The 20,864-nt window shown below is 62.8% G+C and carries 21 protein-coding genes and 3 pseudogenes; 12 read left to right on the top strand and 12 right to left on the bottom strand.

Translation table 11 applies throughout. The features are described 5' to 3' along the window. Positions 1 to 42 precede the first annotated feature (42 nt). On the bottom strand, positions 43 to 1,125 hold the full coding sequence (locus EJ077_RS08770) for a CaiB/BaiF CoA transferase family protein (RefSeq protein WP_208701232.1): 1,083 nt from the start codon (positions 1,123 to 1,125) through the stop codon (positions 43 to 45). 128 nt (positions 1,126 to 1,253) lie between these two features. On the opposite strand from EJ077_RS08770, the gene EJ077_RS08775 reads away from it, so the two are divergent. Together EJ077_RS08775 and EJ077_RS08780 are read left to right on the top strand one after the other, a co-directional pair. Next, positions 1,254 to 2,276 carry an LLM class flavin-dependent oxidoreductase gene (locus EJ077_RS08775; RefSeq protein ID WP_208701234.1) on the top strand — a complete coding sequence of 341 codons (1,023 nt, stop codon included), beginning with the start codon at positions 1,254 to 1,256 and terminating at the stop codon, positions 2,274 to 2,276. A gap of 54 nt (positions 2,277 to 2,330) precedes the next feature. Further along, a complete protein-coding gene (locus tag EJ077_RS08780) occupies positions 2,331 to 2,978 on the top strand; it encodes a ThuA domain-containing protein (protein WP_208701236.1) in 648 nt (215 codons plus the stop codon). Position 2,979: 1 nt separating this feature from the next. Here EJ077_RS08780 and EJ077_RS08785 read toward each other — a convergent pair whose 3' ends face one another. Beyond that, complete coding sequence (locus EJ077_RS08785) at positions 2,980 to 3,399, bottom strand: VOC family protein (protein ID WP_208701238.1); 420 nt, start codon at positions 3,397 to 3,399, stop codon at positions 2,980 to 2,982. A gap of 58 nt (positions 3,400 to 3,457) precedes the next feature. Further along, a complete protein-coding gene (locus EJ077_RS08790; protein ID WP_208701240.1) occupies positions 3,458 to 5,485 on the bottom strand; it encodes an amidase in 2,028 nt (675 codons plus the stop codon). A 33-nt stretch (positions 5,486 to 5,518) separates the two neighbouring features. Between EJ077_RS08790 and EJ077_RS32530 the strand changes: the two genes are divergently transcribed. The 3 genes from EJ077_RS32530 (at position 5,519) to EJ077_RS08800 (ending at position 6,198) form a co-directional block, all read left to right on the top strand. Further along, complete coding sequence (locus tag EJ077_RS32530) at positions 5,519 to 5,641, top strand: hypothetical protein (RefSeq protein ID WP_281040203.1); 123 nt, start codon at positions 5,519 to 5,521, stop codon at positions 5,639 to 5,641. 44 nt (positions 5,642 to 5,685) lie between these two features. Beyond that, positions 5,686 to 5,919, top strand: a complete 234-nt coding sequence (locus EJ077_RS08795; protein ID WP_208701242.1) for a hypothetical protein — start codon at positions 5,686 to 5,688, stop codon at positions 5,917 to 5,919. 78 nt (positions 5,920 to 5,997) lie between these two features. Continuing rightward, the gene (locus EJ077_RS08800) at positions 5,998 to 6,198 is read left to right on the top strand and encodes a hypothetical protein (protein ID WP_208701244.1); all 201 of its coding nucleotides are present in this window, start codon (positions 5,998 to 6,000) and stop codon (positions 6,196 to 6,198) included. A 31-nt stretch (positions 6,199 to 6,229) separates the two neighbouring features. Here the strand turns inward: EJ077_RS08800 and EJ077_RS08805 are convergent, their stop codons facing one another. Together EJ077_RS08805 and EJ077_RS08810 are read right to left on the bottom strand one after the other, a co-directional pair. Beyond that, a complete protein-coding gene (locus EJ077_RS08805) occupies positions 6,230 to 6,376 on the bottom strand; it encodes a hypothetical protein (protein WP_208701246.1) in 147 nt (48 codons plus the stop codon). After that, on the bottom strand, positions 6,373 to 6,534 hold the full coding sequence (locus tag EJ077_RS08810) for a hypothetical protein (RefSeq protein ID WP_208701247.1): 162 nt from the start codon (positions 6,532 to 6,534) through the stop codon (positions 6,373 to 6,375). Before EJ077_RS08810 ends, EJ077_RS08805 begins: the two co-directional genes overlap by 4 nt. Positions 6,535 to 6,717: 183 nt before the next feature. On the opposite strand from EJ077_RS08810, the pseudogene EJ077_RS08815 reads away from it, so the two are divergent. Beyond that, positions 6,718 to 7,265: pseudogene (locus EJ077_RS08815) on the top strand (GNAT family N-acetyltransferase). Positions 7,266 to 7,429: 164 nt separating this feature from the next. On the opposite strand, the pseudogene EJ077_RS32745 reads toward EJ077_RS08815, so the two are convergent. Both EJ077_RS32745 and EJ077_RS08825 read right to left on the bottom strand, forming a co-directional pair. Then, positions 7,430 to 8,451, bottom strand: a pseudogene (locus EJ077_RS32745) (aminopeptidase). Positions 8,452 to 8,704: 253 nt separating this feature from the next. Next, complete coding sequence (locus tag EJ077_RS08825; RefSeq protein WP_208701249.1) at positions 8,705 to 9,526, bottom strand: alpha/beta fold hydrolase; 822 nt, start codon at positions 9,524 to 9,526, stop codon at positions 8,705 to 8,707. 213 nt (positions 9,527 to 9,739) lie between these two features. Here EJ077_RS08825 and EJ077_RS31990 point away from each other — a divergent pair, with 213 nt between their 5' ends. Both EJ077_RS31990 and EJ077_RS08835 read left to right on the top strand, forming a co-directional pair. Further along, complete coding sequence (locus EJ077_RS31990; RefSeq protein ID WP_245458774.1) at positions 9,740 to 10,273, top strand: winged helix-turn-helix domain-containing protein; 534 nt, start codon at positions 9,740 to 9,742, stop codon at positions 10,271 to 10,273. After that, positions 10,194 to 12,413: an ATP-binding protein gene (locus tag EJ077_RS08835; protein WP_245458691.1), complete on the top strand. Its 2,220-nt coding sequence runs from the start codon at positions 10,194 to 10,196 to the stop codon at positions 12,411 to 12,413. The genes EJ077_RS31990 and EJ077_RS08835 overlap by 80 nt, the downstream gene beginning before the upstream one ends. 165 nt (positions 12,414 to 12,578) lie before the next feature. On the opposite strand, the gene EJ077_RS08840 is transcribed toward EJ077_RS08835, so the two are convergent. From EJ077_RS08840 to EJ077_RS08855, 4 genes are all read right to left on the bottom strand, one after another. Continuing rightward, entirely contained in the window at positions 12,579 to 13,571 is a 993-nt protein-coding gene (locus EJ077_RS08840) for a glycosyltransferase (protein WP_208701253.1), read from the bottom strand. Continuing rightward, a complete protein-coding gene (locus EJ077_RS08845; protein ID WP_208701255.1) occupies positions 13,568 to 14,872 on the bottom strand; it encodes a cytochrome P450 in 1,305 nt (434 codons plus the stop codon). Before EJ077_RS08845 ends, EJ077_RS08840 begins: the two co-directional genes overlap by 4 nt. A 64-nt stretch (positions 14,873 to 14,936) precedes the next feature. Beyond that, on the bottom strand, positions 14,937 to 15,590 hold the full coding sequence (locus tag EJ077_RS08850) for a sulfotransferase family 2 domain-containing protein (protein WP_208701257.1): 654 nt from the start codon (positions 15,588 to 15,590) through the stop codon (positions 14,937 to 14,939). Between the two features lie 167 nt (positions 15,591 to 15,757). Continuing rightward, positions 15,758 to 16,024: a hypothetical protein gene (locus EJ077_RS08855; RefSeq protein ID WP_208701259.1), complete on the bottom strand. Its 267-nt coding sequence runs from the start codon at positions 16,022 to 16,024 to the stop codon at positions 15,758 to 15,760. Between EJ077_RS08855 and EJ077_RS08860 the strand changes: the two genes are divergently transcribed. The 3 genes and pseudogenes from EJ077_RS08860 (at position 16,017) to EJ077_RS08870 (ending at position 18,650) form a co-directional block, all read left to right on the top strand. Continuing rightward, entirely contained in the window at positions 16,017 to 16,646 is a 630-nt protein-coding gene (locus EJ077_RS08860; protein ID WP_208701261.1) for a hypothetical protein, read from the top strand. The genes EJ077_RS08855 and EJ077_RS08860 overlap by 8 nt on opposite strands. Before the next feature lie 320 nt (positions 16,647 to 16,966). Beyond that, positions 16,967 to 17,724, top strand: a pseudogene (locus tag EJ077_RS08865) (SDR family NAD(P)-dependent oxidoreductase). Continuing rightward, positions 17,721 to 18,650 carry a sigma-70 family RNA polymerase sigma factor gene (locus tag EJ077_RS08870; RefSeq protein WP_208701263.1) on the top strand — a complete coding sequence of 310 codons (930 nt, stop codon included), beginning with the start codon at positions 17,721 to 17,723 and terminating at the stop codon, positions 18,648 to 18,650. The pseudogene EJ077_RS08865 and the gene EJ077_RS08870 overlap by 4 nt, the downstream one beginning before the upstream one ends. 82 nt (positions 18,651 to 18,732) lie before the next feature. On the opposite strand, the gene EJ077_RS08875 is transcribed toward EJ077_RS08870, so the two are convergent. Then, on the bottom strand, positions 18,733 to 19,359 hold the full coding sequence (locus tag EJ077_RS08875) for an FMN-binding negative transcriptional regulator (protein ID WP_208701265.1): 627 nt from the start codon (positions 19,357 to 19,359) through the stop codon (positions 18,733 to 18,735). A 76-nt stretch (positions 19,360 to 19,435) separates the two neighbouring features. Here EJ077_RS08875 and EJ077_RS08880 point away from each other — a divergent pair, with 76 nt between their 5' ends. Continuing rightward, the gene (locus EJ077_RS08880; protein WP_416859543.1) at positions 19,436 to 20,863 is read left to right on the top strand and encodes a PLP-dependent aminotransferase family protein; all 1,428 of its coding nucleotides are present in this window, start codon (positions 19,436 to 19,438) and stop codon (positions 20,861 to 20,863) included. Position 20,864 lies beyond the last annotated feature (1 nt).

Below are 20,864 nucleotides of genomic sequence, written 5' to 3' on the forward strand. Positions count from 1 at the left end.
CTTCGTCGGGTGGGAATACTGGCATAGCCTAGCACGGCGCCATCACGATTCCGCCAGGCCCGCGCGGATTTCGGCATCGTGTTCGCCGCGCGCCGGGCTTTTGGGCGGCGTCCACCGCGCGCCGGAAAAGCGCGGGGCCGCGGCCGCTTGAAGCGCGCCGTCCACCGTCTGCCATGTACCGCGGGCGGCCATATGCGGATGCAGCGCCGCTTCATGCGGGCCAAGCACCGGCCCGACGCAGGCGTCGGACCCCTCGAACAGGCTGATCCATTCGTCACGGGGTTTCGTGGCAAAGATCGCCGCCAGCCGGTCGCCGAGTTCCGGCCAGAGTACGCGGTCGAACTGCCGGGCGAAGTTTGGATCGGTGGCGAGGCCAAGCCGGTCGAGGAAGAGCGCGTAGAATTTCGGCTCGATACACTGGACGCTGATGAAGCCGCCCTCCGACGTGCGGTAGACGCGGCACCAATGCGGCCCATCGAGCAGGCTTCGGCCGCGCTCCGTTGCCAGCGCGCCCGACTGGCCGAGCGACATCAGCAGGTTCATCATATGGGCGGAGCCGTCGACGATCGCGGCGTCGACCACGGTGCCCTTGCCGCCGGCGCGGGCATTCATGATGCCGGCCAGCATGCCGACCACCAGATAGAGCGCGCCGCCGCCTATGTCGCCGACAAGCGTCGGCGGCGCCATGGGCGGCTCGCCAGGCAAGGAGGCGTACCAGAGCGCGCCCGACAGGCCGATATAGTTCAGGTCGTGCCCGGCGGTGGCGGCCAGCGGTCCGTGCTGGCCCCAGCCGGTCATGCGGCCGTAGACCAGGCGCGGGTTGGCCGCGTGGCAGAGGTCGGGGCCGAGGCCGAGGCGCTCCATGACGCCGGGCCGGAACCCCTCGATCAGCCCGTCGGCGGTGGCGATCAGGCGCATCAGCACGGCCACGTCGTCTCCATTCTTCAGGTCGAGCGCGATGGAGCGCTTGCCGCGATCGAGCAGCGAGCGCTCAGGCGCACCCGGCATGGACGCGTGCTTGCGGTGGACGACGATGACATCGGCGCCGAGATCGGCCAGCAGCATGCCGGCGAAGGGCGCCGGTCCCAGCGCCTCGATCTCGACGATGCGGATTCCCCTGAGCATCCCATCCTCCACAGCGATCAACCCTTTGGCGCCTTGGTATCGCGAACGTTTGGTATCGAGAGGGCGACGGTGTGTAACCCCGCTCTTTCGCCATTGAAGCATGTGCCGCCGGCATATACTTCAGGGCCATGAAAAAAATCGGTTTCCTGTCATTCGGGCATTGGACGCCCTCGTCGCAATCGCAGGTGCGCTCGGCATCGGACGCGCTTCTGCAATCCATCGATCTCGCCGTCGCCGCCGAGCAGCTTGGCGCGGACGGCGCCTATTTCCGCGTGCATCACTTCGCCCGCCAGCTCGCCTCGCCATTTCCGCTGCTGGCCGCCGTCGGCGCCAAGACCAGCCGTATCGAGATCGGCACGGCGGTCGTCGACATGCGCTACGAAAATCCGCTCTACATGGCCGAGGATGCGGGTGCCGCCGACATCATCGCCGGCGGGCGTCTGCAGCTCGGCATCAGCCGTGGTTCGCCCGAACAGGTCATCGACGGCTGGCGCTATTTCGGCTACCAGCCGCAGGAAGGCCAGACCGACGCCGACATGGCGCGGCATCACGCAGAGGTCTTCCTCGACACGCTGCGCGGCGAGGGCTTTGGCCAGCCCAATCCACGGCCGATGTTCCCCAATCCGCCCGGCCTGCTCCGGCTCGAGCCGCATTCGGAAGGCCTGCGCGAGCGCATCTGGTGGGGCGCGGCCACCAACGCCACCTCGGAATGGGCGGCCAAGCTCGGCATGAATTTGCAGAGCTCAACGCTGAAATTCGACGAGAGTGGCAAGCCGTTCCATGTCCAGCAGGCCGAGCAGATCCGCGTCTATCGCGAGGCCTGGAAGGCGGCCGGGCACAAGCGCGAGCCGCGTGTTTCGGTCAGCCGCAGCATCTTCGCGCTGGTCGACGACCGCGACCGCGCCTATTTCGGGCGCGGCAATGAAAGCCGCGACCAGATCGGCTTCATCGAGGAAAACACGCGGGCGATCTTCGGCCGCAGCTATGCCGCCGAACCGGACGTGCTGATCAAGGAATTGGCCCAGGATGAGGCGATCGCCGAGGCCGACACGCTGCTGCTCACCGTGCCCAACCAGCTCGGCGTCGACTACAACGCCCATGTCATCGAGGCGATCCTGACCCATGTCGCGCCGGCGCTGGGGTGGCGCTGACGGCCGCTCCGTGTAACCATCCGCCATGGCGGGCGGTTCACGGAGATTCACGGTATGGCGAAGAAGGCGTTGATTGCCTGGGGCGGCTGGGAAGGCCACACGCCTGAGCGCAGCGCCAATGTCGTGCGCGACATGCTGGAGCGTAACGGGTTCGCGGTGACGCTCGGCCACGGCACGGCGATGTTCGCCGATCCGGACCTTGCTTCATTCGATCTCATCGTGCCAGTCATCACCATGGCGACGATCGAAAAGGCCGAGCTGAAGAACCTGACGCAGGCCGTTCGCGGCGGGAGCGGGCTTGGCGGCTTCCACGGCACGATGGGCGACAGTTTTCGCAATGAACCCGACTATCAGTTCATGACCGGCGGCCAGTGGGTCGCGCATCCCGGCGACATCATCGACTATACCGTCGTCATCACCCGGCCGGACGATCCGATCACCAGCGGCGTCCGTGAATTCGCCTACCGGTCGGAGCAATATTACATGCATGTCGACCCCGGCAACGAGGTGCTGGCGACAACCACCTTCACCGACGCGCATTTCCCCGGCATTGGCGGCGTCGTCATGCCGGTCGTCTGGAAGCGCCGGTATGGCGCGGGCAAGGTGTTTTACGGTGCGCTTGGGCACACGGCGGATGAGTTCGCGGTGCCGGAAATGGCGCTGATGGTCGAGCGCGGCTTGCTGTGGGCCGCGCGGGGGTAGCCTACCAGTCGGCGATGCGGTCGCCGCCGGTGAATTGCGCGCTTTTGCCGGTGTATTCGAACAGCTCGATCTTCACGCCGTTGGGGTCGCGCAGCCAGGCCTGGTAGGTGTCGTCGCAGGCGTGTTTCTTGGCGGTGACGTCGACGCCCATGGACGCGATGTGCGCGATCGCTGCGTCGATGTTCTCGACCTCCAGGCAGAAATGGTTGATCTGGTCCATCTCGCTGAACCGGGCTCCATCCTTCTGAAAGACCTCGACATGGCTGCGGCCGCCGCAATTGAGGTAGAACCCGAAAATCGCGCCGTCGCGCAGGAAATTGAACTGGATGTCCATGCCCAGGACATCGCGGTAGAAGTGCTGCGTCTCCTCGAGATCGTCGGCGAAGATGCAGACATGGGCGAGTTGCTTGACTTTGATCATCGCAGGGTTCCGTGGTCTGGCCGATTGCGCATGGTGAGGCGGCCTGTACAGCGCATCTTCACTCGATCCCGCCGGTGACCACATAGGCGCCGGCGGTGCGTCCATCTTTCACCCGCGCCACCGCCGTCACGATCGAGCCGTAGGAGCCGCGCCAGACGCTGTGGAAGCGCCGGTGCTCGGCGACCGGGATGAGCGCCTGCCCGGTGAAGCGCGCGCCGCTTCGCTGCATCGCGACGGGCTCTCCGTTGACGTGGACTTTCACGTCGGCGTTTTCCGTTTCGCCTGCCTCGGCTGCAAGGTCGAGCGTGATGGCCATCTCTTCCTGATCGCCCGAAGCCCGCGTCTCGGCCGCAAGCTTGATGGTGGGCGCGGGCGCGTTGCCATTGCCGGCTTCGGCGGGGCGGCGTGAAAAGACATCGCTGGCCAGTTCAGGCGTGCGCGGCGGGCTCGTGCGACGCTGCGTGGTGCGTTCGTAGTCGCCGGCCATGCGCAGCAGCCTATCGTCGTCGTAAGCCTTGCCGGCGAAGGTGAGGCCAACCGGCATGCCGATGTCGGCCATGGTGCCCATCGGCACGGTGACGGTCGGGATGCCGAAATGGCGCCAGACAAGATTGCCGTTGGCGACCCAGGTGCCGTTGCGCCAGGCGAGCGCGGCGGAGGCCTCGTTGACGTCGGCGTCGGCCGGGCCGACATCGGCGGCGGCCGGCAGCACCACGGCATCGAGGTGGTTGGCGTCAAGCCAGTCCTCGAAATCGACGCGCCTCGTCGCCTCCAGCCCGTTCAGCCCTTCCTCCATCGTCGGGATATCCTCGAAGGGCATGACGCCGGACTTCGCCCGCTCGACATAGTCCGCCAGGTCGAAGCCGCCGTCGTAACGGTCGGGCAAGGTGCCAGGCGGCTGCGGGAAAATCCTGGGGCCGTCGACAGAGGCGAGATCGGGCAAGGCAGGGTCGGCATTGGCGCGCAGAAAATCGTCCCAGGCCCAGATGCAGAGGTCCCAGATTTCGCGGTCGGCGAAGTCCGCCGGCACCAGTCCGCGCTCGACCATGGTTCGTGCGCCCGGGCGGTCGCGCTCGTAATTGGAGACGACCGGAAAGTCGACCTCCACCACCTCGGCGCCGAGCCGGCGCAAATCCTTCGCCGCCTGTTCCCACAGGGCAAGCACAGAGGCGCGGGTTTCGATCGGGCGGTCGGCTTCGCTGTCGCGGCCGATATACATTCTGGGCACGCCGAGCCGTTTGCCCTTGAGCGACCCTTCCAGCGCCAGATCGGTGTAACGCGGTGGGCGCAAGTCGGAACTCCTGGGCAGCGCCACCCAGGGCTGAGCGCGCCAGAAATCGCCTCTGGTTTCCGGATCATCGGCGACGATGACATCGAGCAGTTCCAGCATGTCGTGCATGGTTCGCGTGTGCGGCACCACCACATCCATGGTCGGCACCAAGGGCCAGTTGCCGCGCACGGAAATGACGCCGCGCGAGGGCGTGTAGGCGACCAGCGCGTTGTTGGTGGCCGGCGCGCGGCCGGACGACCATGTTTCCTCGCCGAGCCCGAAGGCACAGAAACTCGCCGCCGTCGCGGTGCCTGAGCCATTGGAGGAGCCCGACGCGAAGGCGGCGGTCAGGTAGTCGGCGTTGTACGGGCTTTCGGCGCGGCCATAGACGCCGCGCTGCATGCCGCCATTGGCCATGGGCGGCATGTTGGTGAGGCCGATCAGCACGGCGCCGCCGGCACGCAGCCGGGCGATGGTGAAGGCGTCCTCGTTGGCGACGAGATGCTCGAAGGCGGGCGAGCCGGCGGCCACCGTCAGGCCCTTGACCTTGTAGCTGTCCTTGGCGGTGTAGGGGAAGCCGTCGAGAGGCCCAAGCGTCTTGCCTTGCCGGCGCCGCTGGTCGGAAGCGGCGGCTTCCTCGAACATATCAGGGTTCAGCACAGGCACTGCGTTGAGGCTGATGCCGTGCCGGTCGAAATGCGCGATGCGCCTGACATAGGCCGCGACCAGTTCGACGCTGGTGACCGTGCCGTCGTCGAGCGCCTTGCGGAGTTGTTCGATCGTCGCTTCGACGAGGTGAAGGCTGGCGTCGGTCATCGCGGATCCCAGGCTGTTGTCCGGACGCCATGGATGAGCGAGGCCACCGGCTTCGGCAAGAGCCAATCAGTCGTCTTTGCCGAAACCCGTTGTTCCTGCCTATGCGGTCAGCCGCACGCGACCTTCGAAAAAATCGATTTTTTATGCAACCTCTGATGGGCGCGCGCGTTACAAGGCTCCCGGGGAGGATGAGGTTTGCATTGCACCGCTTCGAGATACTCAACGAGCCCACGGGCACGTATTCCATTTTCGACAGATCGACCGAATTGCCGGTAACCGTGGGAGGCAGGGCTTTCATCGGTCTTTACCGGCATGAAGTGCCGCTGGCTCTGCTCGCCGTCATGGAGCCCGATGACAGCGGGATGCCGTCGCTCTCGCTGCTGAGCGGCTGCCGATCCTGTCGGGATGATCGACAAGACGACTTGCAAGCATGAATGAACGCTCGCATAAGTTGCGGCCTGGCCTATGACATGAAAGAAAATGGTGCCGACATCATAGCATAAAGGGGATTTATGCCTGACCAGAATGCGCTTGTCCGCACGGCCATCGCGCGGCTGCTTTCCGAGAAAACCGGGGTCGCCGTCATCTCGATGAAGGAGAGTATCGCGGAGCTGCCGGCGGCAGCCGGCGCGGCGCTGACCATCGATAGCCTGCAGGATCTGCTGCTGGAAATGGCGGAGGTGCGCGGAATGATGGTGGCGCTCGATCTTTAGGATGGTTCATTCTTGGTTCGGGGTTCGCCAACTACTGGGCGCCGGGCGTCCATTCGGGCAGCGGCGCCAGGCTGCGGTTGAACTGCTTCCACCACATCGCCTCATCTACCTCGCAGCAGGCTCGAAGCATGGCGTGTGCCTTCTCGAAAGCCTGAGTCGCGAGATCGTCGAACGTCATCCGCGCGTCGTACGGCACCGACACCACCAGTTCCTGACCGGTCTGTGTACCCCTTCGTCGACCTGAAGATAAAGCCAGACGACGAAATGCGCGCCTTGGCCGCTCGCGTCCGCATTGCCGATCTTGATGCGGTCGATGCCTGCTGCGGTGACTCTCATGCGGGGACCTCTTCAATCGAGCTCAGAATGCCTCCAGAAGTCCGCCGCGATCAGGAAGGTTCCGCCACCGTTGTCGCTATGGTGAAGTATTGATGAAGAGGCGATTGGGCCGGCGTTGCTAGGCTATAGCCGAGCCCTGCCAGCGCCGTTGCATTGGCGCCGCCCCGGGTCGAAAATGCCGCCATGAAAGCAGTTCCCAGGCTAGTCACGGCAAGGCTCGTGCTTCGGGCGCCGGGCGAACGGGATATCCCGGCATGGTTCGCGCGCGCCACCGATGTCGAATCCGCCTCCCTTGCCGGCGATCCCGTTCCCGACGACATGAGCGCGGGCGCGCGGTGGCTGGCGCTTTCGCGTCAGCGGTTCGCCGACGGCAAGGCGATCAAATGGTCGATAGACCAGGCAGGCGTGTCGGATGCGATCGGGACGATCACCCTGTCCTTCGCAACCGACGCCAAGGCTGCCGCATTGGGATTTGTGCTGGGGCGAGCGCATTGGGGCAGGGGCTGGGCAGCGAGGCCGCGCGCGAAGTGCTTCGCTACGCCTTCGAAACCCTGGCGCTCGAACGGGTGACGGCCGAGGCGGCGACGCGCAATGTCGCGTCGCTGCGGATCCTGGCGAAGCTCGGCTTCGACCATATCGAGAGCTTCATCGATGAATCCGACGGCGAGCGCTGCGAGCGCTTTGTGCTCGACGCAGACGCCGGAACGTCACTGTTGGCGAGCCAGGCTTAGAGCAATTCCAGGAAAAGTGCGTAGCGGTTTTCCGTCCGGAATTGCGTGAAAACAAAGAGTTAGAGCGGGTCCGCGATTCTATCAAACGCTGAACCGCTCTAGAGTCATCGCCCGGGGCCTCGGCCACACCGGAGTTCGTCAAAGGCCCCCGGTGCTTGTGCGAGTCAATCGCAGGTGGTCGCGGCCTTGAGCGCTTCGGCGCGGGCAGGTTGGCGCAAATCCGCGATCCGTCGAACGGATGCGTAAAACCTCGGATAATCGCCGGAGCACAGGTCGAACAGGCGAAGAAACGCCGGAACCTGTTCGCCGTAGACAGAAGTCGCGGCGAGCTTTGCGTTGTTGATTGGCGCATCGAACCAAGCGTCGTAGCCCTTGTATCCGGCCCAGCGTTTGTCACGCATTTGCCGGTAGCGCATCCGCAGCCTGTCGAGCGTGGCGGCCTTGGTTGCCGCCATCTCGTCCGGGGGCGGGAACTTTGATAGACCTGCCTCAACTCGTCGCGGGTTTTCGCCACCAGTGCGAGAAAATCGGCGCTGCGCCTGCGATCGGCTTCGTAGCGGCGCAAGCCGGCGCGATCGCCGGCCGCGCGAAGCCATTTTCTTGTCCCGGTGGTTTCGACGGCAACCGCGAAAGCCTCGTTGAACGCGGAATCGCCGTTCACATAGAGGCGCTGATGCGCCAGTTCATGGAAGATGAGGCTCGCGAGATAGGTGTCGTCCTGACGCAGCATGGTGCTGAGCAGCGGGTCACTGGACCAGCCCAGCGTGGAATAGGCGGTGACGCCGGAGACATAGACGTCCAGCCCCTGTTCATGAAGCGCGGCAGCGCTTTCGGTCGCGGATTTCCGGTCGAAGTAACCCCGATAGGGAACGCAGCCGAAAACTGGAAAGCACCATGTTGTTGGCGTGAGCGAAAATTGCGGGGCGGCAAAAACGGCCCAGGTCACGGCATCCCGGTGGATGTCGACATAGCTGCGGTAGCTGCTGTTTTCGGGCAGTGCCAGTTCGTCCGTGGCGAACCGCCTGATAGCGCTCGCCGACGTCAACCTGGTGCGCAAGGCCTGTGGGGTCGAAGGGGCCTCGATCAGTTTTCCAACGTCTTCGCGCGCGGCCATGATCCGCACATGACCCTCCAGCGATTGCGCGTAATAGGAAATGCTGGTGCAGCCGCTGACTGCGGACGCCATGACCACCGCGACAAACAATCGAAAAACGCGCTTCACTTCTTCCCCACCGCTTCGTCACGTGCCCATGGAGCATATGTCTCGCGAACCGTCCACTGGGCATGCCCTTGAGGCTGCCGGTCCGCCGCCGGCCTCCAATCCTCTGTGGCAAATCAAAATCTATTTTGGCGTGGCGGTCGCCACGGTGATTGGCCTTGCAAGGAGAACGGCGTCCGGCAGTTACCGAACGCCGTGGTCTCTCGGTGTCATCTGCCGGCTAGCTGCGGAAGAAGACCAGCAGGTCAGCGTTGATAATGTCGGCGTGGGTCGTGGGCATGCCGTGTGGCAGGCCGGGATACGACTTCAGCGTGCCATGCTTCAGCAGCTTCCATGACACCGCGCCTGTGGTTGGGAACGGGCAGATCTGGTCGTCTTCGCCATGCAGGACCAGAACTGGGCATTCGATGACGGCGAGATCGTCATAAAATTCCGTCTCGGAGAGCACGCGGACGCACTCCCAATGTGCGATGGCCGCGCCCATCATGCCCTGGCGCCACCAATTCTGGCGGATGCCTTCTGAGACGACTGCACCGGGGCGGTTGAAGCCGTAGAAGGGAATGGTGATGTCCTGGTAGAACTGGGCTCGGTTGTACGCCGTGCCGTCGCGAATGCTGTCCACCACCGCCTTCGGCACACCGTTCGGATTGCGCTCCGACACCATGAACCTCGGCGGGATCGCGCTGATCAGAACGGCCTTCGAGACCTTGCCCTTGCCATACTTGGCAACATAGCGGGTTACTTCGCCGCCGCCTGTCGAGTGGCCAATATGGATCGCGTCCTTGAGGCCGAGTTCCTTGACCACCGCTTCCACGTCCGCCGCATAGGTGTCCATGTCGTGGCCGTTGGCGGTCTGGGTCGAGCGGCCGTGTCCCCGGCGATCATGGGCGATGACGCGGAAGCCCTGGGCCAGGAAGAACATCATCTGGCTATCCCAGTCGTCGGCCGAGAGCGGCCAGCCGTGGTGGAAGAACAGGGGCTGGCCTTTACCCCAGTCTTTGTAGAAGATTTCGGTTCCGTCCCTGGTGGTCACGAAAGGCATATCGATCTCCTTGGGTCCAATCTGGTTAGGCACTTATTTGCCCGAGATGAAGCTAGGCCAATGCCGTCAGCGACGACACTTAATCGCCGCTAAACGGTGCTAAATGGCGCTTCGGCAGGGGTTTAGGCCGCCATATTCGTGCTAAGCTTTGTGAGCAATGTGAGAGGGCGAGCAGAAATGGACTGGCAGATTTGCCGCTTCGGCCCTTTCGAGATGCGTCGCGAGCAGCGGCGCCTCTATCGTGATGGTAAGCTGCTGCCATTGGGCAGCCGTGCTTTCGATATTCTGCAAATCCTCGTCACGCGGGCTGGCGAAGTCGTCAGCCACGAAGAACTTATCGCAGCGGTCTGGCCAAACACCTTCGTCGCCGAAAATAACCTGCGCGTGAATATGACGGCCTTGCGAAAGGTGCTTGGACCGGAAGGCTCTGCAACCAATGGCATGATCGCCAACGTGCCAGGCCGTGGCTACAGCTTCACGGCCACGGTGGCGCATCAGACGATTGAGCCCGCGCCAGCGGGTCGCGGCCAGATTGGGGGATTGCGTCCATTGCCGAAGCCGTTGGGGCTGTGTTTGGACGCGAGGCCGCACTCGCCACGCTTGCCGGACAGATCCCGCTCGGCGGCTCGTTACAATCACCGGGGCCGGCGGCATTGGGAAGACCACCGTGGTTTTAGCTGCCTCCGATCATCTGAAACACGCCTATCCCGATGGCGTCATCTTTGTCGATCTTGCTCCGATTGGTGACCCTCGACTGGTCGCGAGCGCGGTTGCGACCGCGCTTGGTCAAGCTTTTCGCAACGAGAGCTTGGTGTCCGAGCTTGCCGCAGTCATTGCCGACCGTCGTATTCTCATAGTCCTGGACAGTTGCGAGCACGTCGTCGATGCCGTGGCTCTGTTTGCTGAGCAACTCCTGCAATCCACTTCGCGGCTCGGGATCATTGCTACGAGCCGAGAACTGCTTCGCGCAGAGGGCGAGTGGGTCTTGCCGCTTTCACCGCTTGAGCTTCCCGAGGAGGATGCCGACTTCACGGCCAAATCCGCTCTAGTGTCGCCTGCGGTTCGGCTCTTCGTTGAACGCGCTTCGGCAGCGGGCGGCGGCTTCGTCTTTGACGATACAAATGCACCCTACGTTGCCAATATTTGCCGCCAGCTTGACGGTATTGCCCTGGCGCTTGAATTGGCGGCGAGCCGCGTCGAAACCCTTGGCCCGAAGGCCCTGGCCGCCTCACTCAATGACCGCTTTCACGTGCTCACACGGGGCCGGCGCACGGCGGTGCCGCGCCATCAGACGCTACGCGCGACGCTTGACTGGAGCTACCAGCTTTTAACGGCATCCGAGCGACGAGTGCTCTGCCGGATTTCGACCCTGGTAGGGCGCTTTACCTCAAGGGCCGCAATGGCGGTCGCAAACGACAGCGCGATTTCCGATTTTGAAATCGAAGAGGCCTTGGCCAATCTGGTGGCCAAGTCTCTGATCTCGGTTGACGCCAACTACGACCATACGATTTTCCGGCTTGCGGACACGACGCGGGCCTACGCCGGTGAAAAGCTTAAAGAGTCTGGCGAACTCCCCAAGGTGCAAGCCGGCCATGCGCGATTCTTCATGGAGGCGTTCGCCCAAGCCGAGCGAGACTTTGAAAACCTCTCCGCAATCGACTGGCTCAATCTCTATGGCTGGCAAATTGACGATTTGCGGGCCGCTCTCGACTGGGCGTTCGCGCCAGACGGAGACCACGCGTTGGGTGTCGAGCTTACCGCAATGGCGATCCCGCTCTGGCACCAACTGTCACTTCTGGACGAATGCCTGGGTCGCGTCGCGCAAGCGTTGAGCGTTCATCCGGTAGAGACGCGTGACAAGCGGCGGATGCAGCTGCAAGCAGCCCTCGGTTGGCCGCAGATGGTTGCTGTTTCAGGCTTTCCGAGCGGCGCGAATGCTTGGAAGGAGACGCTGTTGCTAGCGGAAGGTCTAGGCGATATCGACTATCAGCTTCGGTCGCTCTGGGCCTTATGGGTTGATCGTACTAACGGTGCCGAGCCCCGTGAGGCGATGGCGGTAGCCGACCGCTTTCGGAAACTGACCGAGTCTTCCCGAGAGCGCAGCGACGACGCCATTGCCGACCGCATGCAGGGCGCTACCTTTCACCTGCTAGGCCAGCAATCGCATGCCCGGACCCTACTGGAAAAGATGCTGGCCAGTTATGGCGAGCACTCGCAAAGGCGACACATCATCCGCTTTCAGTATGACCAGCGGCTCTTGGCCGAGGTAGCACTTTCCCGCGTCCTCTGGCTGCAGGGAGAGTCCGCAACGTCCCTGGCCCTTGTCGAGAAGCTTATCGACCAAGCCAAGGCGCTCAACCACGGCCCGACCTATGCGAACATCCTGGCTGAATCGGCTTGCCCGATAGCCCTTATGGCCAACGATGTCCCACTCGCGAAGCGCTATATATCCTTGCTGCGTACCGAAACGCGGGCGCAATCCATGGACGTCTGGCGCACGTATGCCGACGCCTTCGATGCTGAATTGCTCATCCGGTGCGGCGATCCAAAGCATGGCTTGGCCATGATGTATCCAGCACTGACCAAGCTTCGAGCCACCGGCTTCGTCCTTTACGACATGGCGTTCCGCGGAGTTGTCGCGGCAGGACTCATGGCCGTTGGCGACAATGTCGGAGCCGCTGCTCAGCTTGATCTTGCTCTCGCGCAGTGCGCCAAAACTGGTGAAGGCTGGTGCCTGCCGGAACTTCAGCGCACCAGGGCAGAGCTGTATGCCGCTGTCAATGAGCGCAATGCGGGCAAAGACCTGCTGCGGCTAGCCTCTGAACTCGCATCTGCGCAAGGTTCGGGGTTCTGGCTGGCCAGCGTCGAAGCTTCCCCAGCCCGGTAACGCGCGGTGGGAAGAGGTTAAAAAGGAACCTGCGCTCGGCGACCATATGTCTTTCGATGGAGCGAGGGGTGGAGAAAGCGAGGCGTACGGCAACTTCGGGCTGACGGAAGAAAGGGCGCCTCGCGGCAAAGCAATGGCGTCATATGCGGCCCGCGCGATGAAGCGTCATTTGCCCATTGTGAACTTGTAATGCTTGCTTTTGATACCTAAGAGACCCTGGGTGCGGCCAGCGGCCTCGCCTAGAGCCCGTAGCGCATTGAAGAATGTCGCCCCTCCCGTAAAAGGCGCGAGCAACAATAGCACCAAGCCCGACAGCAGTTTGAAAATTGCCGACACAGGCGCACGGAGCCATTTCGATGCCGGCCGACGATCGGATTTGTCATTCAAGGAAACAAGGGCGTGGTCGCGCGCTCGTCTTATCTGATACCATGGCGACAACCGTTCGCGAACGATCTGCTCGCAAACGACAGCCTTGGGTGCCCACCCCGTTTTGGCGCCAAGTCGCCATGCATCACGTAAAAACCGCGTATCTTCTCCTCCAGTTAAATTAAAGCGCTCATCGAACCTCAGGTTCTCCTTTCGAACGAAAGGCAGGCTCACAAGCCAGTTGTTCGTTGACAGGACAATCTGTGACTCTTTGCCGTTGGCTTTCCTTTCGCCACATGTTCGCTCCACCTGCTGGACGCGGGATGAAAGACCCTTCCAGACGGTCCGATTCCAGAAGGTCAATGGACGCGGGTCGACAAATGCCCTGACCGGCCCTCCGACAATGTCATATTGGCCGCGTTGTTGTTCCGCCAGCAGTTCGAAAATCCAGGTGGGCGTGACGACCTCATCATCATCAACGAACGCCAGGCCATCGAAATCCGAATTGGTAGCAAACTCAAGAGCGGCGTTGCGCGCGAAAACAATACCCAGGCGCGGTTCGACAAGATGGTGGATCTTGATCCCGGCACAGTTTGCCGCAAAACGCTCAACTGCCTGCCGCAAGACTTCGCCATTGCCATTCTCAACAAGAATGATTGCCAGCTCAAGGTTCGCCTCGGTGTCGAGGCGAGCAACCGAGTCAAGAAGTTCCGAAACCATTTTCGGTCGATCTCGCGAGGCAATGCCGATATAGACGCGCGTCATGGCCCGATCACGCAGTTCGCCGATCATCGCCTTGCCGTCACTGATATCTGAGAGTCGGGACCTGGCTCATAGTGGAAATGACCTCGGCTGACGGTCCCATAATTCAGCAACTTGACGGAAAAGTTTTCTGCGAGCTCCTCAACGAGCATGCTGCTCAACTGAACTGTCCAACCAGCGCCTAGACACCGGTGATGATCAAGTCCAAGCGGAGCATAGGAAGCGCTTGAGAATTTCTTGTCGACAAACCGGTTTGGCTTGAAGACATCCGGGTCGAGAAACTGGCTCGCGTCTCTGTGCGCTTCCCAAATGCAGATCCTGACTCGACTTCGCCTTGGAATAAGGAAGCCTTCGAACACGATCGGCATGGTGGCAGTCCGAAGGATAAACTCGCTTTGCTGCATGCGGAGAGTTTCGGATACGGCTGATTTTGCCATCAACTCGCGTCGCCCAGCATCGGGTTCGGCTGCTACCAAATTCAGGTAACTCTCCTCGCCTGCCAGTTCGAGAAGTATCCAACGCCACAAGCCGTGAAAATCGTAACGAGCAAATTCGGTCATATGTATCAAATTGCCAATGACGGTGTCATCGAGCAGTTGGGACCGAACCATGTATTCTAGTAAGCTCGAAGGCGGACGTTCCGATCGTTTCAGGTCGTCCGTCAATGCAAGCACTAAACCTTTGATGCGCTCGTATTTGGCGCGCTCGGTGGGTGTGATGACAATATGCATGCCGTTTGGAGCATAGTCATTGTACGCGTCCGTGAGTTCACCAGCGATCTCGGACCCGTCTTTGGCACCCAAGACGAGTTGCAGCATCAACGCCGTCGACGCCTGTTTAAGAATTCGGGCTGCCGCCTGGGAGCGCAGCCGGTCTTCACCGGTGGTCAGTTCGGCCAGGCGGCTGTGAAGGATAGTCCTAAGTTCCGCGCTGCGACCTTCAAGCGAGACGGCTCGAAACGCAGCTAAAAACATGCGCCGATAATCGACGTGGGTACTTCCCTCCATGGCTCTTAGGAAGCCCTCTGGAAAGATCGGCGTCATATCGATCGTTGCAGCGCGCAGCCTGGCCTTGTTTTCCGTCAGAAACCTCAGGCCTAGTTCATGCCCGACGATGCAGGTTGTCAGCTTTCCACCCGACCAGGTTTTGAAAATATTGCCATATTCACGGTGCAGTTCCAGAAGGTGAAACTGGTCAGGGGGCGCCCCGCTACTTTCCGAAATTATTCGTCCCGGAGCCAGTCGGCTTGATGTGAACAGACCCTGCAGCCGGGCCTGGCCTATTTTGCTGGCAATCTTGAAGCGGTCTAGATGTCTTTTCGCAGCGCCCATTAGCCCCATCCCCGGATGTCGGCGAGCGTCCCTCAAACGTCGACCGACCGTTGACCCAATCAAGCTACCATTTGTAGTACATTAGCTCTAACTCATTTGAGGCGGCGGCTTCAATCTTTTGGCGAAGCTCCGCTCCTATGATGGATCGATATGGCTCACGATTGGTCCGCCACGCGCCCTTGGCACGCGGAAGTGCGAACTCATCGGCAATCCCCAACGATCGCAATATGCTTGCGATCTCGTCGGAGAGATTTTCATAGCGCATGATGTGGTCAACAAGCGGAACCTTATCGTCGGCATATATGTGCCAGTTTGTCAGATCGCGGTCTGGCAAAGTCAGCAAGTACGCATTGATATCGTCTTTGGAAGGCTGTGACCCCGGAACGGTCTCGAGCGATGCGTTGTGATGCCTGTCGTGAAAATATTTGCTGATGGCGCGGTCGAATGGATTTCGAGCGACGGTAAATTTGAGGAATGAATGCCATTCCTGGTCCGGAATCTGCGCCCGAAGCTCAATCGCGGATATATTGTGGTCGAAGCGACGTTTCTGTTTTCCGCGTTCCCATCCGAGCAGCCTTCCCGCCAATCGTTTGTGGAACGCGTCCCGATTGTTCTGCTCAGGGCGTCCGGCCAAGCTGCGACGCAGCCGTTCATCGGGGGCGGCAGATAGGTGATTACGTCTTTGGGACTGCAAAATCGCGACAAGACGATTTCGCAACTCGTGCCGCCAGTTTTGATCGTTTTGAAAAAAATGAACCTACGATGTCGACTGAGTATCAAACTGCCCGCCCTCTCTTCAATTCCTAAACGAATGGCGACCGAATTTAGTTCATCGGACGAGCGAATAACGCAGCGGATGCGTCCACCTTCGCTCTGCATTGCACTTCAAGGGCGTGTATAAGCCCGCCTGAGCAGGCCTTCAGGCCAACCTTCGCCTTCAAAGGCAGCCTGCCGCGTGGTAAGTGGCTTGTCCATGCGAATATTAGCGCCATCTTTTGCGAGGTTGCTTTCCACACCCACCGCCAAGGAGCGAAAACGCATACTTGCATCAATGTCAGCTGGACCGTGCACGTCGAAAACGACTCGGCCTAACCGGTTCATGGACTTGGACACGGCCATCATCTCGGCCATCCGGCGGCTGCCGATGGACAAGGAAGTCACCGTTCACGATATGGCGGCATCTGACGGCATTACGTCTTTGGAACTATTCGACAGGCTAAGCCATGAGCGACCTGTCAGGCTGACGGCAAGCGATTACTACGATGAGATTGGCGCGGCCCGCAAAGGGATGTTCTGGGTCTTCTACGACAAAGACCAGGTTGTCCTCCAAGTAGCGCTGGGCGCTATTGCATTGAGAAGCAGGCGGGCAAATGAGTTTCTGGCCTGGCTGTTGTCGCCCAGCCTTTCAACGCTGACGCCCGTGTCACTTTTTCATCCTGACGTCATCGAGAGAGCGAAAATTGACGGCCGCTTCGTGGCCACCAGGGATAATTTCTTTTCGCCGTCGCCTATGCAGTATGATGTCGTGCGCGTGATGAACGCCCTTGGGAAGAGGAACTTTCCTCGTGGTCAAATCGAACGCGCCCTCCGTGCCGTTGCAAAGACAGTCGTCGATGGTGGTTTGCTGGTTTTAGGTCGCAGTGCCGATGAACTCGACGGTAGTCCTGAAGCCACGATATTCCAGTGGCGTCAAAATATGTTCAGAGCTGTTTCCGACATGAGAGGCGGTTACGAATTGAGGGATTTCGTGTTGGAGCTGCAGCCTGATGCATAAATTGACAAGGCTGTGTTTCTTGCTTCGTCACTCGGCGATTGCTTGCGACCCGCCTCCGTGCCTGACACCTCAGTTCACCCCAAGGAAGTCCCTGAAGTTCGATTGAATGACAAAGCTATCTGATCAATCTCTGGCCGCCCTAGGAAGGTCGTCTGCGGAACGGCAGTTTTCCGGCTATTTGTTCAGAACCGGACAATCTGCTTGCGGCCCCATATTGGCGGGGTCCATATCCAGACGCCATCACCAAATCTCACCCACCGCTGACTCTTTTCCCGATTCTCAAACGTCTTAGCTACAGTGAAACACTGGAGCAGGATCCAATGAGCCTCAAGGACAGGAAAATCGTGGTCACCGGCGGCAGCCGGGGGCTTGGCCTCGGCCTGGTCGAAGCGCTGGTCGGGCAGGGCGCCGAGGTGACCGTTGTCGCGCGGGGCGCCGAGGCGCTGGAAGCGGTCGGTGCGCGGCTTGGGGTCGCCACCATTGCGGCCGATGTCACGGACGAGGACGCGGCCTATCGCATTCTGGGCGAGGTGCGCCCAGACATAGTGGTGCTCAACGCCGGTGCGACGCCGCGCATGGGGCGGCTGGACCAGTTGAAGTGGGACGATTTCTCCGTTGCCTGGGAGACCGACGTCAAGGCCGGGCTCTACTGGCTCCAGGCGGCGCTGAACCTGCCACTCAAGCCGGGCAGCCGGGTGCTGGTCGGGTCGAGCGGCGCCGCCGTCACCGGATCGCAGATGTCGGGCGGTTACGGCGGCTCCAAGCGCATGCTGTGGTTCATGGCCAAATACGCCAATGGCGTGGCGCAAGAGAAAGGCCTCGGCATACGCTTCCAGGCGATCCTGCCCCGCCAGATGATCCTCGGCACCGGGATCGGCGATGCGGCCGCCGGCGCCTATGCCGGCTCGATCGGCATCACGCCGGAACAATTCGTCACCCGCTTCGGCGCGCCGATGCCGCCCGGGCGTTCGGCGACAGGGTCGTCTCGCTGCTGGAGGACCCGGCCTATGCCGAGGGCGTCGTCTTCGGCCTCAGCGGCGATGCGGGCGTGACGATCATGGAGGGCGCGGGTCCTTGAGCGACGGAAAGCCAGCCGTGGAGCGCGACCGGCGGGAGGGGCTGCTTGCCCTTGCCGCCGCGCTGCGGCCGGAGCTGCACCGCTATTGTTCGCGCCTGATGGGATCGGTCATCGACGGCGAGGATGTCGTGCAGGACACGTTCGCTCGCGCCTTCGTGGCGCTCGACGAGTTGTGCGAGGTGCCGCAGCTGAGGCCCTGGCTGTTCCGGATCGCCCACAACCGCGCGCTCGACCTTTTGCGCAGCCGCGCGATCCGCGTGGCCGAGCCGATCGAGGCGGCGCTCGAAATTGCCGACGAGGCCGACCCGGTGGAGATGCTGATGCGCAGGCAAGCCGTGCAAACCGCCGTGTCGCGCTTCGCGGAGCTTCCCGTGCCGCAACGCAGCGTCGTCATCCTCCGGGATGTGCTCGACGAGCCGCTGGCCGACATCGCCGCCCTGCTTGGCACCACGGTGGATGCGGTGAAGGGGCATCTGGCGCGCGGCCGTGCCCGGCTTCGGCGGATCAACGCGCAGGCCGACCCGCGTCCCGATGCGCGCATCGCCTCCGCCGCTATCGTGCGCTACGTCAACATGTTCAACCAGCGCGACTGGAACGGCTTGCGCGCGCTGCTTGCCGACGATGTGAGGCTCCACCAGTCGATGCACCCGCCGCGCGCGGGCGCCGCCGACGTCGGCATGTTCTTCACGATCTACGCCAAGAGCGACGACTTGTGGCTCAAGCCGGCATGGGTCGAGGGCCGCGAGGTGATCGCGGTGTTCGAAGACCGGACCGCGGCGAAGCCCAATCACTTCATGTGGCTGGAATGGCGCGAAGGCCGGATCAGCTTCATTCGCGACTACCGCTACGTCCGCTACATCCTCGACGACGCGGAACTGGTGCTGGCAAGGGAAGCCGGAGCTTCCCGTGGTGGCGGCGGACGCTGACAGGCGACAGCCGGACGCGGGCCGGATCGACGCCTGACGGCGGCGTGCGCGGGCCGCCGCATCGAGGCGAGGCGTCGTGCCTTCAAGACGGGATGAGGGTGGAGACCTCGCGGTCGGACGGCCGCTCGCTGGCGGCCAGCCCGGCGGCGACGCCGGCGCGGTCGGCGGCGTTGCGGTTCTGGCTCATCTTGCGCTTGCCTTCGAGCCTCACGACCGGCATGCGCAGGCCGACAATGCCGCGAAGCTGCGACTGAATGAAGTCGGGCGGCGCATCCGACACCGCCCAGCGCGGCGCATCGCGTGCACCCTCATGCAGGTTGGTCAGCCGGGTGACGACCTCCAGCAGCCTGTCCGCATCGTCGAAGAACTCGACCGGCCCGTAGGCATGAACGGCCGCGTAGTTCCAGGTCGGCACGACCTTGCCGGTTTCCTGCTTGGTGGCGTACCAGGACGGCGTCACATAGGCGTCCGGCCCCATGAAGACGGCGAGCCCGTCGCCAATCGCGGGAACGCGCCACTGCGGGTTGGCCCTGGCCAGATGGCCATGGATCACGCCGTGCTCACCCTCCGTCTCGTCGAGAAAAAGCGGCAGGGGGGTGGCGAGCGGTCCGTCCGCCGTGGCGGTGACGAGGTTTGCCAGCCGCGCGGCGCGGATTGTCGCCATCAGGCTGTCCCTGTCGTCGTCGCGGAAGGCGGGCGGCGTATACATGATCGAACTCCTTGCGTTGCAGCCACAGATGCCAGACAATCTGGCCTGTTGGAATATCCAGTTTCGAAGAGTTAAGGTGGTCCAGTTGAAAGAGGACGGAGCTGCTCGCCGCATCATCGCTGGTATCAAGCAGCAGATCCACAGCGGCGCCTATCAGCCCGGCGACCGTCTGCCGTCGACCCGGGTCTTCGCCGCCGAATGGGGGGCGTCGCGCACGACGGTGACGGCGGCCTACAGCCAGCTCATCGCCGAGGGGTACCTGATCTCGCGGGCAGGGGCGCGCGCTGAAGTGGCGCAGGGGCTGGGGGCCACGGTGGCGCCCAAACCCGCCATGGCGGCCGCGCCCCGTCACCTCTCGGCCTTCGCGCAACGCCTGCTCGGCCTGCCGGTGCCAGCCCTGGCGCAGCCGGCGCGGGTCGCGGATTTCCGCTATGGCGACCTGTCGGGCGCCGACTTTCCGGTGCTGGCCTGGCGGCGCGCGATGAACAGGGCCAGCGTGCGGCGCGGCGCGCGGCTGGCCTATGGCGACCCGCAGGGCTCGGCCGATCTGCGTGCCTCGCTGCAAGGCTATCTCTGGCGGGCGCGCGGCATCTCCTGCACGCCGGACCGGATCGTGATCGTCAACGGTTCGCAGCAAGGGCTCGATCTCTGCGCCCGGCTGCTGCTCGATACGGGCGACCGCTTCGTCATCGAAAACCCCGGCTACCTGCTTGCCCGACAGGCCTTCGCGGCGGCGGGCGGTGTCGCCACGCCCATTGCCGTCGACGGCGACGGGCTGAGGACGGACGCGCTGCCGCCGGCGCGGCTCGCCTATGTGACGCCCTCGCACCAGTTTCCGCTCGGCGGCGTCCTGTCGGCGACGCGCCGGCGCGCGCTGCTGGCCTGGGCGGCGCGGGAAGGCGCCTATGTCATCGAGGACGATTACGACGGCGAATACCGCTACGACATCGCCCCCATCCCGCCGCTGCGGACGCTGGACGCGGATATGGTCATCTATGCCGGCACGCTGTCGAAAACGCTGTCGCCGACGCTGCGGCTCGGCTATCTCGTCGTTCCCGCCGGTCTGCGCCAGGCGTTCAGCGCGGCCAAGCGCCTGACGGACCGGCACTCGCCGCTGCTGGAGCAGGACGCGCTGGCCGACATGCTGGCCAGCGGCGCTTACGAGCGCCATGTGCGCGCCATCCGCAGGAAGAACGCCGAGCGAAGGGCGCTGCTGCTGCGGGCGCTGGCGGACAAGCTTGGCCAATCGGTCACCATCGAGGGCGCCGGCACCGGGCTGCATCTGGTCATCTGGGTGAACGGCGTCGGCGCCGATCGCGTTGCTTCGATCGTCGCGGCCGCGCAGGCCGCCGGGATCGGCCTCCATCCGGTGTCGCCGCTCTACGACCCGGCCGGGCCGCGGCCGGCCACGGCGGGGTTCATCCTCGGCTATGCCGGGCTCCACGTGGATGCCTTGCGGCAGGGCGTGGCGGTGCTGGCGGCGGTGCTGGCCGGGTTCCGCTGAA

The organism is Mesorhizobium sp. M8A.F.Ca.ET.057.01.1.1 (genome assembly GCF_003952565.1).
Taxonomy (GTDB): Bacteria; Pseudomonadota; Alphaproteobacteria; order Rhizobiales; family Rhizobiaceae; genus Mesorhizobium.